Source organism: Streptomyces sp. NPDC058086, assembly GCF_042885015.1.
GTDB lineage: Bacteria > Actinomycetota > Actinomycetes > Streptomycetales > Streptomycetaceae > Streptomyces.
This window is the reverse complement of the sequence record NZ_JBHVST010000100.1, coordinates 25,553-41,279: the sequence shown is the minus strand read 5'-3', so window position 1 is coordinate 41,279 and position 15,727 is coordinate 25,553. Positions and strand designations below refer to the sequence as shown.

18 protein-coding genes are annotated in these 15,727 nt (G+C 71.2%); 4 read left to right on the top strand and 14 right to left on the bottom strand.

The annotated features are described in order from the left end of the window. Positions 1 to 111 precede the first annotated feature (111 nt). The 6 genes from der to ACFVWD_RS45685 all read right to left on the bottom strand — a co-directional run bounded on the left by der (position 112) and on the right by ACFVWD_RS45685 (position 5,385). Positions 112 to 1,596, bottom strand: a complete 1,485-nt coding sequence (der, locus tag ACFVWD_RS45710) for a ribosome biogenesis GTPase Der (protein WP_389604121.1) — start codon at positions 1,594 to 1,596, stop codon at positions 112 to 114. 77 nt (positions 1,597 to 1,673) lie between these two features. Next, positions 1,674 to 2,387, bottom strand: a complete 714-nt coding sequence (locus tag ACFVWD_RS45705) for a 1-acyl-sn-glycerol-3-phosphate acyltransferase (RefSeq protein WP_248296562.1) — start codon at positions 2,385 to 2,387, stop codon at positions 1,674 to 1,676. Continuing rightward, positions 2,345 to 3,040, bottom strand: coding sequence for a (d)CMP kinase (gene cmk, locus ACFVWD_RS45700; protein ID WP_389604119.1), 696 nt, complete (start codon positions 3,038 to 3,040; stop codon positions 2,345 to 2,347). Before cmk ends, ACFVWD_RS45705 begins: the two co-directional genes overlap by 43 nt. 206 nt (positions 3,041 to 3,246) lie before the next feature. After that, positions 3,247 to 4,332, bottom strand: a complete 1,086-nt coding sequence (locus tag ACFVWD_RS45695; RefSeq protein ID WP_168507761.1) for a prephenate dehydrogenase — start codon at positions 4,330 to 4,332, stop codon at positions 3,247 to 3,249. Next, positions 4,329 to 4,691 (bottom strand): chorismate mutase, encoded by a 363-nt coding sequence (gene aroH, locus ACFVWD_RS45690; RefSeq protein WP_054234458.1) that lies wholly within the window; start codon positions 4,689 to 4,691, stop codon positions 4,329 to 4,331. Before aroH ends, ACFVWD_RS45695 begins: the two co-directional genes overlap by 4 nt. Before the next feature lie 175 nt (positions 4,692 to 4,866). Continuing rightward, positions 4,867 to 5,385 (bottom strand): YidB family protein, encoded by a 519-nt coding sequence (locus ACFVWD_RS45685; protein WP_389604117.1) that lies wholly within the window; start codon positions 5,383 to 5,385, stop codon positions 4,867 to 4,869. Between the two features lie 147 nt (positions 5,386 to 5,532). Here ACFVWD_RS45685 and ACFVWD_RS45680 point away from each other — a divergent pair, with 147 nt between their 5' ends. From ACFVWD_RS45680 to ACFVWD_RS45665, 4 genes are all read left to right on the top strand, one after another. Continuing rightward, complete coding sequence (locus ACFVWD_RS45680) at positions 5,533 to 6,201, top strand: hypothetical protein (protein WP_389604126.1); 669 nt, start codon at positions 5,533 to 5,535, stop codon at positions 6,199 to 6,201. A 91-nt stretch (positions 6,202 to 6,292) separates the two neighbouring features. Then, positions 6,293 to 6,877, top strand: a complete 585-nt coding sequence (locus ACFVWD_RS45675) for a DUF6529 family protein (RefSeq protein WP_389604115.1) — start codon at positions 6,293 to 6,295, stop codon at positions 6,875 to 6,877. Beyond that, complete coding sequence (locus ACFVWD_RS45670; RefSeq protein WP_389604113.1) at positions 6,874 to 7,311, top strand: Rieske (2Fe-2S) protein; 438 nt, start codon at positions 6,874 to 6,876, stop codon at positions 7,309 to 7,311. Before ACFVWD_RS45675 ends, ACFVWD_RS45670 begins: the two co-directional genes overlap by 4 nt. A 22-nt stretch (positions 7,312 to 7,333) precedes the next feature. Continuing rightward, positions 7,334 to 8,116 carry a DNA polymerase beta superfamily protein gene (locus ACFVWD_RS45665; protein ID WP_389604111.1) on the top strand — a complete coding sequence of 261 codons (783 nt, stop codon included), beginning with the start codon at positions 7,334 to 7,336 and terminating at the stop codon, positions 8,114 to 8,116. Here the strand turns inward: ACFVWD_RS45665 and ACFVWD_RS45660 are convergent. The 8 genes from ACFVWD_RS45660 to ACFVWD_RS45625 form a co-directional block, all read right to left on the bottom strand. After that, on the bottom strand, positions 8,012 to 8,797 hold the full coding sequence (locus ACFVWD_RS45660; RefSeq protein ID WP_389604109.1) for a DNA polymerase beta superfamily protein: 786 nt from the start codon (positions 8,795 to 8,797) through the stop codon (positions 8,012 to 8,014). The two genes, ACFVWD_RS45665 and ACFVWD_RS45660, sit on opposite strands and share 105 nt — an antisense overlap. Before the next feature lie 69 nt (positions 8,798 to 8,866). Beyond that, positions 8,867 to 9,892: an ADP-ribosylglycohydrolase family protein gene (locus ACFVWD_RS45655; RefSeq protein ID WP_389604107.1), complete on the bottom strand. Its 1,026-nt coding sequence runs from the start codon at positions 9,890 to 9,892 to the stop codon at positions 8,867 to 8,869. After that, on the bottom strand, positions 9,889 to 10,632 hold the full coding sequence (locus tag ACFVWD_RS45650; protein ID WP_360275204.1) for an NUDIX domain-containing protein: 744 nt from the start codon (positions 10,630 to 10,632) through the stop codon (positions 9,889 to 9,891). The genes ACFVWD_RS45655 and ACFVWD_RS45650 overlap by 4 nt, the downstream gene beginning before the upstream one ends. A 253-nt stretch (positions 10,633 to 10,885) precedes the next feature. Beyond that, entirely contained in the window at positions 10,886 to 12,085 is a 1,200-nt protein-coding gene (locus ACFVWD_RS45645) for a pseudouridine synthase (protein ID WP_389604105.1), read from the bottom strand. Next, positions 12,085 to 12,738, bottom strand: coding sequence for an SMC-Scp complex subunit ScpB (gene scpB, locus ACFVWD_RS45640; protein WP_389604103.1), 654 nt, complete (start codon positions 12,736 to 12,738; stop codon positions 12,085 to 12,087). The genes ACFVWD_RS45645 and scpB overlap by 1 nt, the downstream gene beginning before the upstream one ends. Next, positions 12,735 to 13,982, bottom strand: a complete 1,248-nt coding sequence (locus ACFVWD_RS45635; protein WP_389604101.1) for a segregation/condensation protein A — start codon at positions 13,980 to 13,982, stop codon at positions 12,735 to 12,737. The genes scpB and ACFVWD_RS45635 overlap by 4 nt, the downstream gene beginning before the upstream one ends. Before the next feature lie 18 nt (positions 13,983 to 14,000). Beyond that, complete coding sequence (locus ACFVWD_RS45630) at positions 14,001 to 14,570, bottom strand: hypothetical protein (protein WP_075027826.1); 570 nt, start codon at positions 14,568 to 14,570, stop codon at positions 14,001 to 14,003. Beyond that, on the bottom strand, positions 14,555 to 15,682 hold the full coding sequence (locus ACFVWD_RS45625; protein ID WP_075027827.1) for a ParA family protein: 1,128 nt from the start codon (positions 15,680 to 15,682) through the stop codon (positions 14,555 to 14,557). The genes ACFVWD_RS45630 and ACFVWD_RS45625 overlap by 16 nt, the downstream gene beginning before the upstream one ends. Between the last annotated feature and the right edge of the window lie 45 nt (positions 15,683 to 15,727).

Below are 15,727 nucleotides of genomic sequence, written 5' to 3'. Positions count from 1 at the left end.
TCCGGGGGCAGCTTCTTTTTTTATATCCCCCCGGGGGGGGGTCTTTCCCCTTAACGGTTTCACGCGGTGGGGGGCGCCCCCCTGGGCCCCCCCCCCTCACCTGTCGCTACGTCACTTCTTCTTGGCGCCGCGCTTCTCGCGCACCCGTACGGAGATGTGGATCGGCGTCCCCTCGAAGCCGAACTCCTCCCGCAGTCGGCGCTCGATGAAGCGCCGGTAGCCGTGCTCGATGAAGCCGGAGGCGAAGAGCACGAACCGCGGGGGCTTGGTGCCGGCCTGCGTACCGAAGAGGATGCGGGGCTGCTTGCCGCCGCGGACCGGGTGCGGGTGGGCGGCGACGAGCTCGCCGAGGAAGGCGTTCAGACGGCCGGTCGGGACACGGGTCTCCCAGCCGTCCAGGGCCGCCTCGATCGCGGGGACGAGCTTCTCCATGTGCCGTCCGGTGCGCGCCGAGACGTTCACCCGGGGCGCCCACGCCACCTGGAGGAGCTCGGTCTCGATCTCCCGCTCCAGGTAGTAGCGGCGCTCCTCGTCGAGGGTGTCCCACTTGTTGAAGGCGAGGACGATCGCGCGGCCCGCCTCGACGGCCATTGTCACGATGCGCTGGTCCTGTACGGAGATGGTCTCGGACGCGTCGATCAGGATGACCGCGACCTCGGCCTTCTCGACGGCGGCGGCCGTACGCAGCGAGGCGTAGTAGTCCGCGCCCTGCTGGAGGTGGACGCGCTTGCGGATGCCCGCCGTGTCGACGAACTTCCAGGTGACGCCGCCGAGTTCGATGAGCTCGTCGACCGGGTCACGGGTGGTGCCCGCGACCTCGTTGACGACCACGCGGTCCTCGTTCGCCACCTTGTTCAGCAGGGAGGACTTGCCGACGTTCGGGCGGCCGATGAGGGCGATGCGGCGGGGACCGCCCACCGCGGTGCCGAAGGTCTGCGCCGGGGCCTCGGGCAGGGCCTCCAGGACGGCGTCCAGCATGTCGCCGGTGCCGCGGCCGTGCAGCGCGGAGACCGGGTGCGGCTCGCCGAGACCGAGGGCCCAGAGGTACGAGGCGTCGGACTCGCCGCTCATGCCGTCGACCTTGTTGGCGCACAGGACGACAGGCTTGCCGGCCTTGCGGAGAAGGCGGACGACCGCCTCGTCGGTGTCGGTCGCGCCGACCTTGGCGTCGACGACGAAGACGACCGCGTCGGCGGCCTCGATCGCGTACTCGGCCTGCGCGGCGACGGACGCGTCGATGCCGAGGACGTCCTGCTCCCAGCCGCCGGTGTCGACGAGCTTGAAGCGGCGGCCCGCCCACTCGGCCTCGTAGGTGACGCGGTCGCGGGTGACGCCGGGCTTGTCCTCGACGACCGCCTCGCGGCGGCCGATGATCCGGTTCACCAGGGTCGACTTGCCGACATTGGGCCGGCCGACGACGGCGAGGACGGGCAGCGGGCCGTGGCCCGCCTCGTCGATCGCGCCCTCGACGTCCTCGATGTCGAAGCCCTCTTCCGCGGCGAGCTCCATGAACTCCGCGTACTCGGCATCGCCAAGCGCCCCGTGCTCGTGCTCGGCCGGGCCGGCCGAGCCGTCGGGCTGGATGTGGTCGTTCATGAAGTCCGTACCTCGTCGTTCATCGTGGTGATCGGTGGACCGCCCGCATATCGGGTGATCCACTACTCAAGTGTCGCCTAGTGCCCGGTGGGGCGCCCGGCGTTTTCCGGGCGTCCGGTCAGACGCCTGGCGTGGTCCAGGTGGGCGCTCAGCTGCTTCTGGATGCGTGCGGTCGCCTCGTCCAGTGCCTTGCGGGTACGCCGTCCGCTGCCGTCGCCCGCCTCGAAGGGGTCTCCGAAGACGACGTCGACCCGGCTGCGCAGCGGGGGCAGCGCCTTCGTCAACCGGCTGCTCTTCTCGGAACTTCCCAGGACCGCCACCGGGACGATCGGCGCGCCGGAGCGCACCGCGAAGTACGCGAGCCCGGCACGCAGCGAGGCGAAGTCGCCCTCACCGCGGGTGCCCTCCGGGAAGATCCCGAGCACGCCACCGGACGACAGGACGCCGAGGGCGTCGGTGATGGCGGTGCGGTCGGTGGTCGCACGGTCCACCTTCACCTGGCCGATGGCGAGGAGGAAGGGGTCGAGCGGGCCGATGAAGGCTTCCTTCTTGATCAGGAAGTGGGTGGGGCGGGGCGCCACGCCCATGACCATCGGGCCGTCGATGGCGTGCGAGTGGTTCACGGCCAGGATCGCCGGGCCGGTCGCGGGGACCTTCCAGGCGCCGAGCACGCGCGGCTTCCACAGCCCGTACATCAGGCCGACGCCGATACGGCGCCCTACCTCGGCGCCTCTCTCGGAGGGTGCGGTCACTTGGCGGCTCGCTTCTCCTCGACGAGGGTGACGACGCACTCGATGACCTGCTGGAGCGTGAGGTCGGAGGTGTCCACCTCGACCGCGTCGTCCGCCTTGGCGAGGGGGGAGGTCTTACGGCTGGAGTCGGCGGCGTCCCGCTTGAGCAGGGCCTCGCGGGTGCTGTTGACGTCCGCGCCCTTCAGCTCACCGCTGCGGCGGGAGGCACGCGCCTCCGGGGAGGCGGTGAGGAAGATCTTCAGATCGGCGTCCGGCAGCACGGTGGTGCCGATGTCGCGTCCCTCGACGACTATCCCCAGCTCGGCGGCGGACGCGATCGAACGCTGCAGCTCGGTGATCCGGGTGCGCACCTCGGGCACCGCGCTGACCGCGCTGACCTTGGAGGTGACCTCCTGGGTGCGGATCGGGCCCGCGACGTCGGTCCCGTCGACCGTGATGGCCGGCGCGGACGGGTCGGTCCCGGAGATGATCTCCGGCTTCCCGGCCACGGCGGCGATCGCGGTCGGGTCCGTGATGTCGATGCCGTTGGCCACCATCCACCAGGTGATCGCCCGGTACTGCGCGCCCGTGTCCAGGTAGCTGAGGCCCAGCTGCGCGGCCACGGCCTTGGAGGTGCTCGACTTGCCCGTGCCGGAGGGGCCGTCGATGGCGACAATCACTGCCGGGGCGGGCCGGGCGGCGCCGTTTTCCACGGTGGGAACACCTTCCTGGTGCGGGGTGGAGGTCTGTGCGGGGCACGATCGCGCCCCGCACAAGGTTACTGGCTTCCCGGACCCCGCATTACTGGCCCTTCCCGGGGCCGATCACCCGCCGCCGCACCACGACCCACCACACAGGCCACCCGCCCCGGACGACGGCCCTACTGCCGCAACTGTCGCAGCGGGGTCGAACGACGGCCCTACTGCCGCAGCGCCCAGCCCCGCTCCCGCAGCGCCGTGCTCAGTACCGGTGCCGCCTTCGGCTCCACCATCAGCTGGACGAGGCCGGCCTGCTGTCCGGTCGCGTGCTCGATGCGTACGTCCTCGATGTTGACTCCGGCGGCCCCCGCGTCGGCGAAGATGCGGGCCAGCTGGCCGGGCTGGTCGTCGATGAGGACGGCCACCGTCTCGTACGTCAGCGGCGCGGCACCGTGCTTGCCGGGGACGCGGACCTGGCCCGCGTTGCCGCGGCGCAGGACGTCCTCGATGCCGCTCACGCCCTCGCGCCGCTTGGCGTCGTCGGAGGACTGGAGGGCGCGCAGGGCCTGGACGGTCTCGTCGAGGTCGGCGGAGACGTCCGCGAGGAGGTCGGCGACCGGGCCCGGGTTCGCGGAGAGGATGTCGATCCACATCCGGGGGTCGGAGGCCGCGATCCGGGTCACGTCACGGATGCCCTGCCCGCACAGCCGTACCGCCGCCTCCTCCGCGTTCTCCAGGCGCGCGGCGACCATGCTGGACACCAGGTGCGGCATGTGGGAGACGAGCGCGACCGCGCGGTCGTGGGCGTCGGCGTCCATGACGACCGGGACGGCGCGGCAGTGCGACACCAGCTCGAGGGCGAGGTTCAGAACCTCGGTGTCCGTGTCCCGGGTGGGGGTGAGGACCCAGGGGCGGCCTTCGAAGAGGTCGCCCGTCGCGGCCAGCGGGCCCGACTTCTCGCGGCCCGACATGGGGTGCGAACCGATGTACGCGGAGAGGTCGAGGCCGAGCGCCTCCAGCTCTCGGCGCGGTCCGCCCTTGACGCTCGCCACGTCGAGGTAGCCGCGCGCGACCCCACGCCGCATGGCGTCCGCGAGCGTCGCCGCCACGTGCGCCGGCGGGGCCGCCACGATCGCGAGGTCCACGGGCCCGCCGGGCGCCTCGTCGGTGCCGGCGCCGAGCGCGGCCGCCGTACGGGCCTGCTGCGGGTCGTGGTCGGTGAGGTGGACGACGACGCCCCGCTGGGAGAGCGCGAGGGCCGCCGACGTACCGATCAGCCCGGTTCCGATGACGAGCGCGGTTCTCACTGGGCGATGTCCTTGCGCAGCGCGCCCGCGGCGCCCAGGTAGACGTGCGCGATGTCGGCGCGGGGCTTGTCGGACTCGATGTGCGCGAGGACCCGTACGACCCGGGGCATCGCGCCCTCGATGTCCAGCTCCTGCGCGCAGATCAGCGGCACGTCGACGATGCCGAGCTTGCGGGCGGCGGCGGCCGGGAAGTCGCTGTGCAGATCGGGCGTCGCGGTGAACCAGATGCTGATGAGGTCGTCGGTGGTGAGACCGTTCCGCTCCAGGACGGCGGTGAGCAGCTCGCTGACCTGCTCGTCCATGTGGCCGGCCTCGTCCCGTTCCAGTTGGACGGCGCCCCGGACCGCTCGTACCGCCACGGTGTCACTCCTCGCTGAGCCGAGCTACGCACTGGTCGTATCTCGTCGTATGTCGTCGTGTCTCGTCGTGTCTCGTCTTGACACACCAGCGTAGTCAGGCCGCAACGCGCGAGTGCGCGGCGCCCGCCTGACGAGACGGCCGCCGCGCACGAAAAGGAGCACGTCTCGGAGCGACTCAGAGCGACTGCTGCTTGATGAGGTCCTCCAGGGAGGTGCCCGGCTGCGGCAGCTCCCCGCTCGGAGTCAGTTTGTCGACCGCCTGGGGCAGGTGCTGGGCGATCTGGTCCGCGGCCTCCTGAGGGCTGACGCCGGCCTGTGCGGCGACCTCCTGCAGGGTGCTGTCTGGCAGGGCCTGGGCGATCTGCTCACCGCTGACGGGCTTGTTCTCGCCCGTGCCGATCCACGACTGGGCCTGGTCGATCAGGCCGGACTTGGTGAGCATGTCCAGCAGGCCACCCAGGGGATTGCCGCCGGCCGCCTGGCCACCGCCGCCGCCCAGGGCGCCGAGCAGCGCGCCGAGGATGTTGCCCGCGCCGGAACCGCCGGAACCGCCGGAACCGCTGGTTCCGGCCTGGCCGCCTCCGCCGAGAAGACCGCCGAGCAGGCCGCCGAGATCGTTACCCGCCATGGTCACGCCTTTCGAGAGTGAGTTTCGGGGAGTGTCTTTCGGGGGTGCGACCGGGGGGCAGGTCACCGCCCGGCCCAGGTCTCCGCCAATGTCACCTGAATCGCCCTATTCCGCCACTTGTAGTGAGAACACACCCGTGCGCCTCTGGACGCCGGGGCACGGGTCCGCTCTCATGGCAGGAGACTCGCCTCGGGGGAGGCCCGCATGGCCCGTATGAAACGCCCAGGACCGCTGCTCACCCTTCTGGCGGGGCTCCTGCTCGCCGTGTTCATGCTGACGCTCAACGCGACGACGGGGACGAAGAACGCGTCCTCGTCGTACCAAGAGGCCTCACCCAGCGCCACGCCACAGGCGAGCCCGCCGCCCACGAGTACGTCGCCGCCGTCGAGCCCCCCGCCCCCTTCGAAGAGCGCGCCGCCGAACGCCGACTACGCGGGCCGCACCGACGACAACTCCTCCGCGGTCGCCGTCTCCCTGCGGGGCGGCAAGGCGATCGCGTACTTCTGCGACGGCCGGAGCAAGGAGTCGTGGCTGAAGGGCGACGTCAAGGACGACGGCACCATGAAGCTCACCGGCAAGCACGGCGCCGAACTGAACGGCACGCTCAAGGACGGCAGAAGCATCCGCGGCACCGTCGACCTCGGCGGGCAGCGCTACGCGTTCACCGCCGACAAGGCGGTCAAGCCGTCCGGGCTCTACCGGGCGACCGCCACGGTGCGCGGCGCCAAGCTCGACGGCGGCTGGATCGTGCTGCCCGGCGGCAAGCAGGTCGGCATCCTCGACCGTGACGGCAAGCCCGCGGCGGCGCCGACGATCGACCCGGAGACCGGCACCGTGACGGTCGACGGACAGACACTCACCGCCTCGCCCGTCTCTCCATGACCCGTCACTCCAAGACGCGTCACTCCACGACCCGCCACTCCAAGACCCGTTCGTGAACCCTTTCCTGGCCCTTTCCTGATCGGGAACCGATATGACCGTGGATCCGAACGCCGCCACCCAGGGCTTCCCCTCTCCCCCGCCCGCCCACCGCCGCCCGGGCGCGGCCCGCTATCTCGTCCCCGCCCTGGTCGCCGCGGCGGTCGCGGTCGGCCTCGGCGCCTACGGCAAGTCGCACCACCCGGCGGGGACCGCCTTCAACCTCGCGGGGTTCAGCAGCACGGGCGCGGTGAAGTCGTGGCTGGCGACGACGGCCTTCGCCTTCGCGCTGGTCCAGCTGGTCTCGGCGTTCATGGTCTACGGGAAGCTGCCCGGGCCGAGCTGGGCGCCGACGCTGCACCGCTGGTCGGGGCGGGTCGCGTTCCTGGTGGCGGTGCCGGTCGCGGTGCACTGCCTGTACGCGTTGGGCTATCAGACGTACGAACCGCGAGTGATGTGGCATTCGCTCCTGGGTTGCTTCTTCTTCGGTGCATTTAGTGCCAAAATGCTCATGCTCCGCTCGGAGCGACTGCCCGGCTGGCTACTGCCCGTGGTCGGAGGACTCGTCTTCGTCGTCCTCACGGCCATCTGGCTGACGTCGGCTCTCTGGTTCTTCCGTACGTTCGGAGTGACGACATGACGAACCCCCCGGCGCGGCGCACGGTGCTCGGAACGGGCGCGGCCTTCCTGCTCGCGGGATGCAGCAAGTACGGCGACAGCAACAGCTCGTCGGTATCCCCCCCGACCGCGACCACCTCCCCGATCGCCTCCTCCAAGCCCTCAGCCGGCAAGGAACTCGCCGAGACGAGTGACATCCCGGTCGGCGGGGGCAAGGTCTTCAAGGATCAGAAGGTCGTGGTCACCCAGCCGAAGAAGGGCGAGTTCAAGGCCTTCTCGGCGATCTGCACCCATCAGGGCTGCACGGTGAACAAGGTCGCCGACGGCACCATCGACTGCCCCTGCCACGGCAGCAAGTACCGCATCACCGACGCCTCGGTGGTCCACGGCCCGGCGCCGCGTCCCCTGCCCGCGAAGAAGATCACGGTGAAGGGAAAATCGATCTTCCTGGCGTGAGCGGGCACGTACGCTCCGGGGCATGCATTCCGATGGCCCGGTGTCCCTGGTGCGCGACCACACGATCTACGCCTGCGTGATGGGCTCGCGCGCCTTCGGGCTGGCCACGGACGGCAGCGACACGGACCGCCGGGGTGTGTTCCTCGCGCCGACCCCGCTCTTCTGGCGCTTCGAGAAGCCTCCGACGCACGTCGAGGGGCCGGCCGAGGAACAGTTCAGCTGGGAACTGGAGCGCTTCTGCACCCTCGCGCTGCGCGCCAACCCGAACATCCTGGAGTGCCTGCACTCCCCGCTCGTCGAGCACGTCGACGACACGGGTCGCGAACTGCTCGCCCTGCGCGACGCGTTCCTCTCCCGCCGGGCGCACGACACCTTCGCCCGCTACGCGCTGGGCCAGCGCAAGAAGCTGGACGCCGACGTCCGGCAGCACGGCGCCCCGCGCTGGAAGCACGCCATGCACCTCCTGCGCCTCCTCATGAGCTCCCGCGACCTGCTGCGCACCGGCGCACTGACGATAGACGTCGGCCTCCGGCGCGAGGCGCTGCTCGCGGTGAAGCGTGGCGAGGTCCCGTGGCCCGAGGTCGAGGCCTGGATGACCCGGCTGGCGACCGAGGCGGACGACGCGGCCGCCCACAGCCCGCTGCCCGCCGAACCGGACCACGCCCGCGTCGAGGACTTCCTCCTGCGCACCCGCCGCGCCTCAGCCCTCCGCGCGGACTGCGAAGCTCCCCGGACCCTCCAGCCGGACCCGGACGACGAAAGCGTGCAGGGCGTCGTACGCGGACGGAGCGTCCGGCAGCGCTGAGGCGTCCTGCGCCACGTCCAGCACGCCGTGCAGCCGCTCCACGTCGGCCGCCACGCGCGCGTGGTCGGCGTCCGCGTCCCCGTGCTCCCGCTCCGCCTTCGCCGCGATCAGGTCGGGCAGATACACGGGAGCCTCCCCGACCTCCGCGACCAGCGTGCGCAGATCGGCCTGTACCTCGCCGCTGCGCATCAGATGGATACCGGTGAGCAGCACCCGGAACGTGTAGAGCAGCGGCTTGAGTTCACCGGTCTTCTCGAACAGCCGCCACTGGGTCGCCGCGAAGCCCCGGTAGTGGTGGGCGTGGTGGGAGGTGAGGACTCCGGGGGCGAGCGAGACCAGCTCGCGGTGCGCCTCGCCGGTGTGCACGACCAGTGGCGAGAGCAGCTGCTCCAGCACATAGCCGTTGCGCCGCAGCATCAGCCGTACGAACTTGCGCAGGTCGTGGGTGACGAGGTCCATCTCGACGCCGTCCCGGTCCCACATCCGCGACCGGGTCTCGTCCGGCTCGCGCAGGCCGACCAGTTCGGCCGCCGACAGCAGGTGCACGCCCCTGAGGTCGACGCCCGAGTCGCGCGAGGGGAAGCCGTACAGGTGCGCCCCGGAGACGGTGGCGAACAGCACCGGGTCGGGCTGCTCGGCCACCACGGCCGCGAGGTCGATGTCCAGGACGTCGTCGATCATCGCTCAAGCATCTCAGAGCCGTATCTCAAGCATCCCGGAGCCGTCTCTCATGCATCCCGGAGCCGTCTCTCATGCATCCCAGAGCGCCCCCAGCGACATGAGGTCGCTCTGGTACTCGATACGGTCGGCCCACTCCGTCGGCCAGGCGTCGGAGCCGTGGTGGGCGCCGGCGAACGCGCCCGTCAGGCAGGCGATGGAGTCGGAGTCGCCGGAGGTGCAGGCCGCGCGGCGGAGCGCGGTGACGGGCTCGTCGACGAACTGCAGGAAGCAGAGCAGTCCGGTGGCGAGCGCCTCCTCGGCTATCCAGCCCGCGCCGGTGGCCAGGCACGGGTCGCTCTCGGGCGAGGCGGTGCGCGCGGCGTCCTGAAGGCGGTCGAGTACCTCGAGGCACTCGTCCCAGCCGCGTCCGATGAAGTGCTCCGGTGTGGGGTCCTGGCTGCGGGTCCACAGGTCGCCGAGCCAGCGGGAGAGGTAGCGGCCGCGGTTCTCCTGGGCGTACGAGCGCAGGAGGCCGATCAGTTCGGTCGGCTCGGCGCCTCCGGCGAGGAGCCACACGGCGTGGGCGGTGAGGTCCGAGGCGGCGAGCGCGGTGGGATGGCCGTGGGTGAGCGCGGCCTGCAACTGCGCGGCGCCCGAGCGCTGTTCGTCGCTGAGCCCCCGTACGAGCCCGACCGGCGCCACCCGCATGTTGGCCCCGCACCCCTTGGAGCCGATCTGGCTGGCCTCCTGCCAGGGCCGGCCCTCGGTCTTCAGGAGGTTGCAGGCCACGAGGCAGGTGCGACCGGGCGCGCGGTTGTTGTCGGGCGACTGGTACCAGTCCACGAACTCCTCGCGCACCGGCCGTTCCATCCGCAGCGGTGTGAGCAGGCCGCGGTCCATCGCCGTACGCAGTCCCCGCCCCAGCGCCAGCGTCATCTGCGTGTCGTCCGTGACGATCGCGGGCCGCGGCAGCTTCATCTCCCGCCAGGGACCGAACTTGGCCAGGATCGAGGGGACGTCGTTGAACTCGGTCGGGAAGCCCAGCGCGTCGCCGAGGGCGAGGCCGAGCAGGGATCCGGTGGCGGCGTGCTTCGCGAGCGTCGGGGTGGTGGTCATGAGGGCCGTCCTTCCGAAGGGGGACGCAGCAGGGGTGGCTGCAGGGCGGTGGCGCCGCCCGCGCGGTAGAGCGCGGCGGGTTTGCCGCGGCCTCCGGTGAGGCGTGCGGCTCCCGGGACCGGTTCGACGAACCCGGGCGTGGCGAGGACCTTGCGCCGGAAGTTGGGCCGGTCGAGGACGGCGCCCCACACCGTCTCGTAGACCCGCTGCAGCTCACCGAGGGTGAACTCGGGCGGGCAGAAGGACGTGGCCAGACAGGTGTACTCGAGCTTGGCGCCGACGCGTTCGTGGGCGTCGGCGAGGATGCGGTCGTGGTCGAAGGCGAGCGGGCCGACCGAGCCGTACGGCACCCACCGGGCCTGCGCCGCGTCCCCGCCGCCGTGCGGCTCGGGAGGGTCGGGGAGCAGCGCGGCGAACGCGACGGAGACGACCCGCATCCTCGGGTCGCGGTCGGGTTCGCTGTAGGTCCGCAACTGTTCCAGATGGAGGCAGGAGAGGTCCGGGATGCCGGTCTCCTCGGCGAGTTCACGCCGGGCGGCCGTCTCCGCGGACTCCTTCGGCAGCACGAAGCCGCCGGGCAGTGCCCAGCGGCCTGCGTACGGTTCCTGTCCCCGTTCGACGAGCAGCACCTCGAGCTCGCCCGCGCGGACGGTCAGGACGGCGAGGTCGACGGTGACGGCGAAGGGTTCGAAGGCGTACTTGTCGTAGCCCTCGGGGGCGAGACCTCCCCTTGCGCGCAAGTCACCCGCCCCCGGTTCCGCACGAGTCGTAGCCGGTAACGACCGGCAACGAGTAATAGTCAGTACGACTATAAAAAGCCGAACCGCGCCCTACAAGACCTAGGGCGCGGTTCTCGGCACATCCGTGTTCTCGGCATATCCCGTGGCAGAAGCCCTCAGCGGCCCCTGGAGCGTGTCGGAGCCCGCCGTGCTCCCCGAGGGCGGTGAAGGCGGGCGGAGGGCGCACAGCGCCCTCCAGAGCCGTCAGGCGGGCCTAGAGATCGACCTCCTGCATGAGCATCCCGACCTCGGTGTTCGACAGGCGGCGCAGCCAGCCCGACTTCTGGTCGCCCAGGGTGATCGGGCCGAAGGCCACACGCACGAGCTTGTCGACCGGGAAGCCGGCCTCCGCGAGCATGCGGCGCACGATGTGCTTGCGGCCCTCGTGCAGGGTCACCTCGACGAGGTAGTTCTTGCCGGTCTGCTCGACGACCCGGAAGTGGTCCGCCTTGGCGTACCCGTCCTCCAGCTGGATGCCGTCCTTGAGCCGCTTGCCCAGGTCGCGCGGGATCGGACCCACGATGTGCGCGAGGTAGACCTTCTTCACGCCGTACTTGGGGTGGGTCAGCCGGTGCGCCAGCTCGCCGTGGTTGGTGAGCAGGATGACGCCCTCGGTCTCGGTGTCGAGCCGCCCGACGTGGAAGAGCCGCGTCTCGCGGTTCGTCACGTAGTCACCGAGGCACTGCCGGCCCTCCGTGTCCTCCATGGTCGAGACCACACCGGCGGGCTTGTTCAGCGAGAAGAACTGGTACGACTGCGTGGCCACGGTCAGCCCGTCGACCTTGATCTCGTCGTGCTCCGGGTCGACGCGCAGACCCTGCTCCAGGACGATCTCGCCGTTGACCTCGACCCTGGCCTGCTCGATCAGCTCCTCGCAGGAGCGCCGGGAGCCGTAGCCCGCACGCGCGAGCACCTTCTGCAGTCGCTCGCCCTCTTCCTCGGCGCCCGGGAAGGTCTTGGGCAGCTTGACGTCAGGCTTGCCCGCGTACCGGTCCCGGTTGCGCTCCTCGGCCCGCGTCTCGTACTCGCGGGAACGCGAGGGCTCCGTACGGCCGCCGCGCTGCTGGCCCTGCTTGGGGCCGCCCTTGGCGCCGCCGCGGGCCGCGTTGCCGCGCCCGGACTTCGGGCCTTCGTGGGACGCGGCGGGGCCTACGTCGTAGCGGCGCTCCTCGGGGCGGGGCTTGCCGGCGCGCTTCGGCTTGTCGTCGCGCCCTCCCGCGCTCCTCGGCTGGGAGCCGCCCCCACCGGTGCCCCGGGGGTTGCCGCTCCCACCGGTCCCACGGGGGTTGCCACCTCCACCGGTACCGCGAGGGTTGCCGCCTCCCCCGGTCCCGCGGGAATTACCGCCTCCACCGGTCCCGCGCGGGTTGCCGCGCCCGCTGTTCCTGCCACTGCCACTGCCACTGCTTCGCATCAAAGTTCCGTCGTCGTCGTGTCGTCTGCATCTGCATCCGGTGCATCCGGATCGAACGACGGGACCCCTTCCAGCGTCTCGGCCTCGATCGCGTCCGCCTCGGGGAGGAAGGGCGCGAGCTCCGGGAGCTCGTCCAGACCGCGCAGGCCCATTCGCTCCAGGAAGTAGTTCGTCGTCACGTACAGGATCGCACCTGTTTCGGGTTCCGTGCCCGCCTCCTCGACCAGACCGCGCTGCAACAGGGTGCGCATCACACCGTCGCAGTTCACTCCGCGGACCGCAGAGACCCGGGATCGGCTCACCGGCTGGCGGTAGGCGACGACCGCCAGGGTCTCAAGGGCCGCCTGGGTCAGCCGGGCCTGCTGCCCGTCGAGGACGAAGCGTTCGACGGCCGCCGCGTACTCGGGCCGGGTGTAGAAGCGCCAGCCGCCCGCGATCAGTCGCAGCTCGAAACCGCGGCCCTGGACGGTGTACTCGTCGGCCAGCTCCCGCAGCGCGTCCTTGATCTGCCGTTTGGGCCGCTCCAGGATCTTCGCGAGGTGCTCCTCGGTCGCGGGCTCGTCCACGACCATGAGGACGGCCTCCAGGGCGGGCTTCAGGTCGAGGTCGGCGACGGTACGCAGGCCTGCGATGTCGGTGGTCTCCCGGCTCACGTCTTCTCCTCCTTGGCGCCGTCCTTGATCTTGTCGTCCTTGGCCCGGTCGTCCTTGGCCCGGTCGTCGTCCTTGGCCGCCTCCGCCGGGCGGTCGAACTCGTCCGTCACCCTCGGCTGGTCGCCGCCGTCCCCGCCCGTCCAGCGCACCATGAGCTCCCCGAGGGCCTCCTCCTGGTCGAGGGCGACGGCCTTCTCCCGGTAGAGCTCCAGCAGGGCCAGGAACCGGGCCACGACGGTGAGGGTGTCCTCGGTGTCCTCGACGAGGGCGCGGAAACTGGCCTCCCCGAGCTCCCGCAGCCGCGCCACCACGATCCCGGCCTGCTCCTGCACGCTCACCAGCGGGGCGTGGATGTGGTCGACGTACACCTGCGGCTTGGGCTTGGGCTGCATCGCCTTCACGGCGAGCCTGGCGAATCCTTCCGCCCCGATGCTGATGACCACCTCGGGCAGCAGCTCGGCGTGGTGGGCTTCGAGCCCGACGGTACGGGGGTAGCGGCGGGCCTCTTCCTCCAGCCGGGCGTTGAAGATGTCCGCGATCTGCTTGTAGGCGCGGTACTGGAGCAGCCGCGCGAACAGCAGGTCCCGCGCCTCCAGCAGCGCCAGATCCGCCTCGTCCTCGACCTCGGCGGCCGGGAGCAGCCGGGCGGCCTTCAGGTCGAGCAGCGTCGCCGCGACGACCAGGAACTCGGTCGTCTGGTCGAGGTCCCAGTCGGGCCCCATCGCCCTGATGTGTGCCATGAACTCGTCGGTGACCTTGGACAGCGCCACTTCGGTGACATCGAGCTTGTGCTTCGAGATCAACTGAAGCAGCAGGTCGAACGGCCCCTCGAAGTTCGCAAGCCGCACCTTGAAGACACCGTCAGCGACCTCGTCGGAAGCCGCGGACTCGGCAGCACCGTCCGAACGGGGCAGACGCTCCGGCCCCGCGGGGGCCTCGGCCTGCGCCGGAGACTCGGGCGCCGTCTCCGCCGGAGGCTCGGCGCTCTCGTGCGCAGGAAGCTCGGGCGCCGTCTCCTCGGCGGCCTCGACGGGCTCCTCGGCCGACTCGGCCCGCCCTTCGACCGGCGGCCCCTCGGCCGACTCGGCCCGCCCTTCGACCGGCGCCCCCTCGGCCGACTCGACGCGCTCCTCGGGCCGCCCGTCCCGCCCCTCCGTCGGGACCGGCGTCGCGCCGGGGCCCCGGCCCAGGACACGGCGACGGCCGCCGGAGCCGGCGGGGACAGAGGTGTCGTTCGAGGTCATAGCCGTCGCAGGCTACCGCTACCGCCCGCGAAGCCGTCGAACGAGGATGCTCGCGTCCCCGCGGGATTCAAGATCGGCGAGTACGACGGCGACCGCCTCGCGGACGATCCGGCCGCGGTCGACCGCGAGCCCGTGCTCCCCGCGGAGCACCAGCCGGGCGTGCTCGAGGTCCATGAGCTCCTCGGCGGACACGTACACCGTGATCTTCTCGTCGTGCCGCTCCCGCCCGCTGGGCCGCCGGTTCGCGGCGCGGGAGCGCTTGCTGCCGCGGGCGGGCTGCCCGCCGGCGCCCTCCTGCGTCGCCTGGCGCCGCGCCGAGCGCTCCGGGGCCGTACCCCGGCTGCGGGACTCTCCCGCGTCCGCCTCGGCGTCCGCCGCGACGTGTTCGTCGCCCTCGCCGTCACCACCCTGCACGGGCACCGACTGCGGCGCGTCCTCCGCTACGGCGGCCGGGTCGCTCTCACCGGCCGGAGCCGGTACCCGGGCCTCGCCGTTGGTCCGGCGGGTGGGGGTGGATGACTGGAGCGCCATGCCCCCGGTGGTACGGAACAGTTCGTCGGCCCCCGGCAGACTCACTCGGCGTGACACCGGGCGAGCACCTCCCTGGCGAGCTGGCGATAGGCGGCGGCACCGACGGAGTTGGAGGCGTACGTGGTGATCGGCTCACCGGCGACCGTGGTCTCCGGGAAGCGGACGGTCCGGCCGATCACCGTGTGGTAGACGTGATCGTCGAACGCCTCGACCACGCGCGCGAGCACCTCACGGCTGTGCACCGTGCGGGAGTCGTACATCGTGGCGAGGATGCCGTCGAGCTCCAGCTCGGGGTTGAGCCGCTCCTGGACCTTCTCGATGGTCTCGGTGAGCAACGCGACACCGCGCAGGGCGAAGAACTCGCACTCGAGCGGCACGATCACCTTGTGGGCCGCCGTGAGGGCGTTGACGGTGAGCAGGCCGAGCGAGGGCTGACAGTCGATCACGATGTAGTCGTAGTCGGCCATCAGGGGCTTCAGCGCGCGCTGAAGCGTGGACTCGCGCGCGACCTCGGACACCAACTGCACCTCGGCGGCGGACAGGTCGATGTTGCTGGGCAGCAGGTCCATGTTCGGGACCGCCGTTTTCAGGAGCACCTCGTCGGCCGCCATGCCCCGCTCCATGAGCAGGTTGTAGACGGTGAGGTCGAGCTCCATGGGGTTGACGCCGAGGCCCACGGAGAGCGCGCCCTGCGGGTCGAAGTCGACGAGCAGGACCCGGCGTCCGTACTCCGCGAGCGCGGCGCCCAGGTTGATGGTCGACGTCGTCTTGCCGACGCCGCCCTTCTGGTTGCACATCGCGATGATCGTCGCGGGGCCGTGGCTGGTCAGCGGACCCGGGATCGGGAAGTAGGGCAGCGGGCGTCCGGTCGGTCCGACGCGCTCACGGCGCTGACGGGCCGCGTCGGGCGCGAGCGTGGCCGCGTACTCCGGATCGGGCTCGTACTCGGCGTCGGGGTCGTAGAAGTGCCCCTCGGGCAGTTCGTCGTAGTCGGCGAAGTGGGTGTGGTTCCCGCCACTTCCGTTGCCGGCCATGGCGTTCACGTGATGGCCATCCATGCTCTGGTGTGCTGTCTGAGTCATCCGGGGACTCTTTTGCGCTGCGAAGGTTCGGACAGCGACGGAGCCGACAGCCTCGAGCCCCGTGGGGCCCTGGCCCCGCGCCGGCATTCCTGGTTGACCACCCCCGGGAGTAAATGTCGACTCATTCACAAG

Bases quoted from the DNA above. Each gene is read 5' to 3' on its own strand.
- ACFVWD_RS45645 (WP_389604105.1), bottom strand. From the start codon at position 12,085: ATGCGAAGCAGTGGCAGTGGCAGTGGCAGGAACAGCGGGCGCGGCAAC.
- ACFVWD_RS45670 (WP_389604113.1), top strand. From the start codon at position 6,874: ATGACGAACCCCCCGGCGCGGCGCACGGTGCTCGGAACGGGCGCGGCC.
- ACFVWD_RS45625 (WP_075027827.1), bottom strand. From the start codon at position 15,682: ATGCCGGCGCGGGGCCAGGGCCCCACGGGGCTCGAGGCTGTCGGCTCC.
- ACFVWD_RS45675 (WP_389604115.1), top strand. From the start codon at position 6,293: ATGACCGTGGATCCGAACGCCGCCACCCAGGGCTTCCCCTCTCCCCCG.
- der (WP_389604121.1), bottom strand. From the start codon at position 1,596: ATGAACGACCACATCCAGCCCGACGGCTCGGCCGGCCCGGCCGAGCAC.
- ACFVWD_RS45660 (WP_389604109.1), bottom strand. From the start codon at position 8,797: ATGATCGACGACGTCCTGGACATCGACCTCGCGGCCGTGGTGGCCGAG.
- ACFVWD_RS45655 (WP_389604107.1), bottom strand. From the start codon at position 9,892: ATGACCACCACCCCGACGCTCGCGAAGCACGCCGCCACCGGATCCCTG.
- ACFVWD_RS45635 (WP_389604101.1), bottom strand. From the start codon at position 13,982: ATGACCTCGAACGACACCTCTGTCCCCGCCGGCTCCGGCGGCCGTCGC.
- ACFVWD_RS45665 (WP_389604111.1), top strand. From the start codon at position 7,334: ATGCATTCCGATGGCCCGGTGTCCCTGGTGCGCGACCACACGATCTAC.
- ACFVWD_RS45680 (WP_389604126.1), top strand. From the start codon at position 5,533: ATGAAACGCCCAGGACCGCTGCTCACCCTTCTGGCGGGGCTCCTGCTC.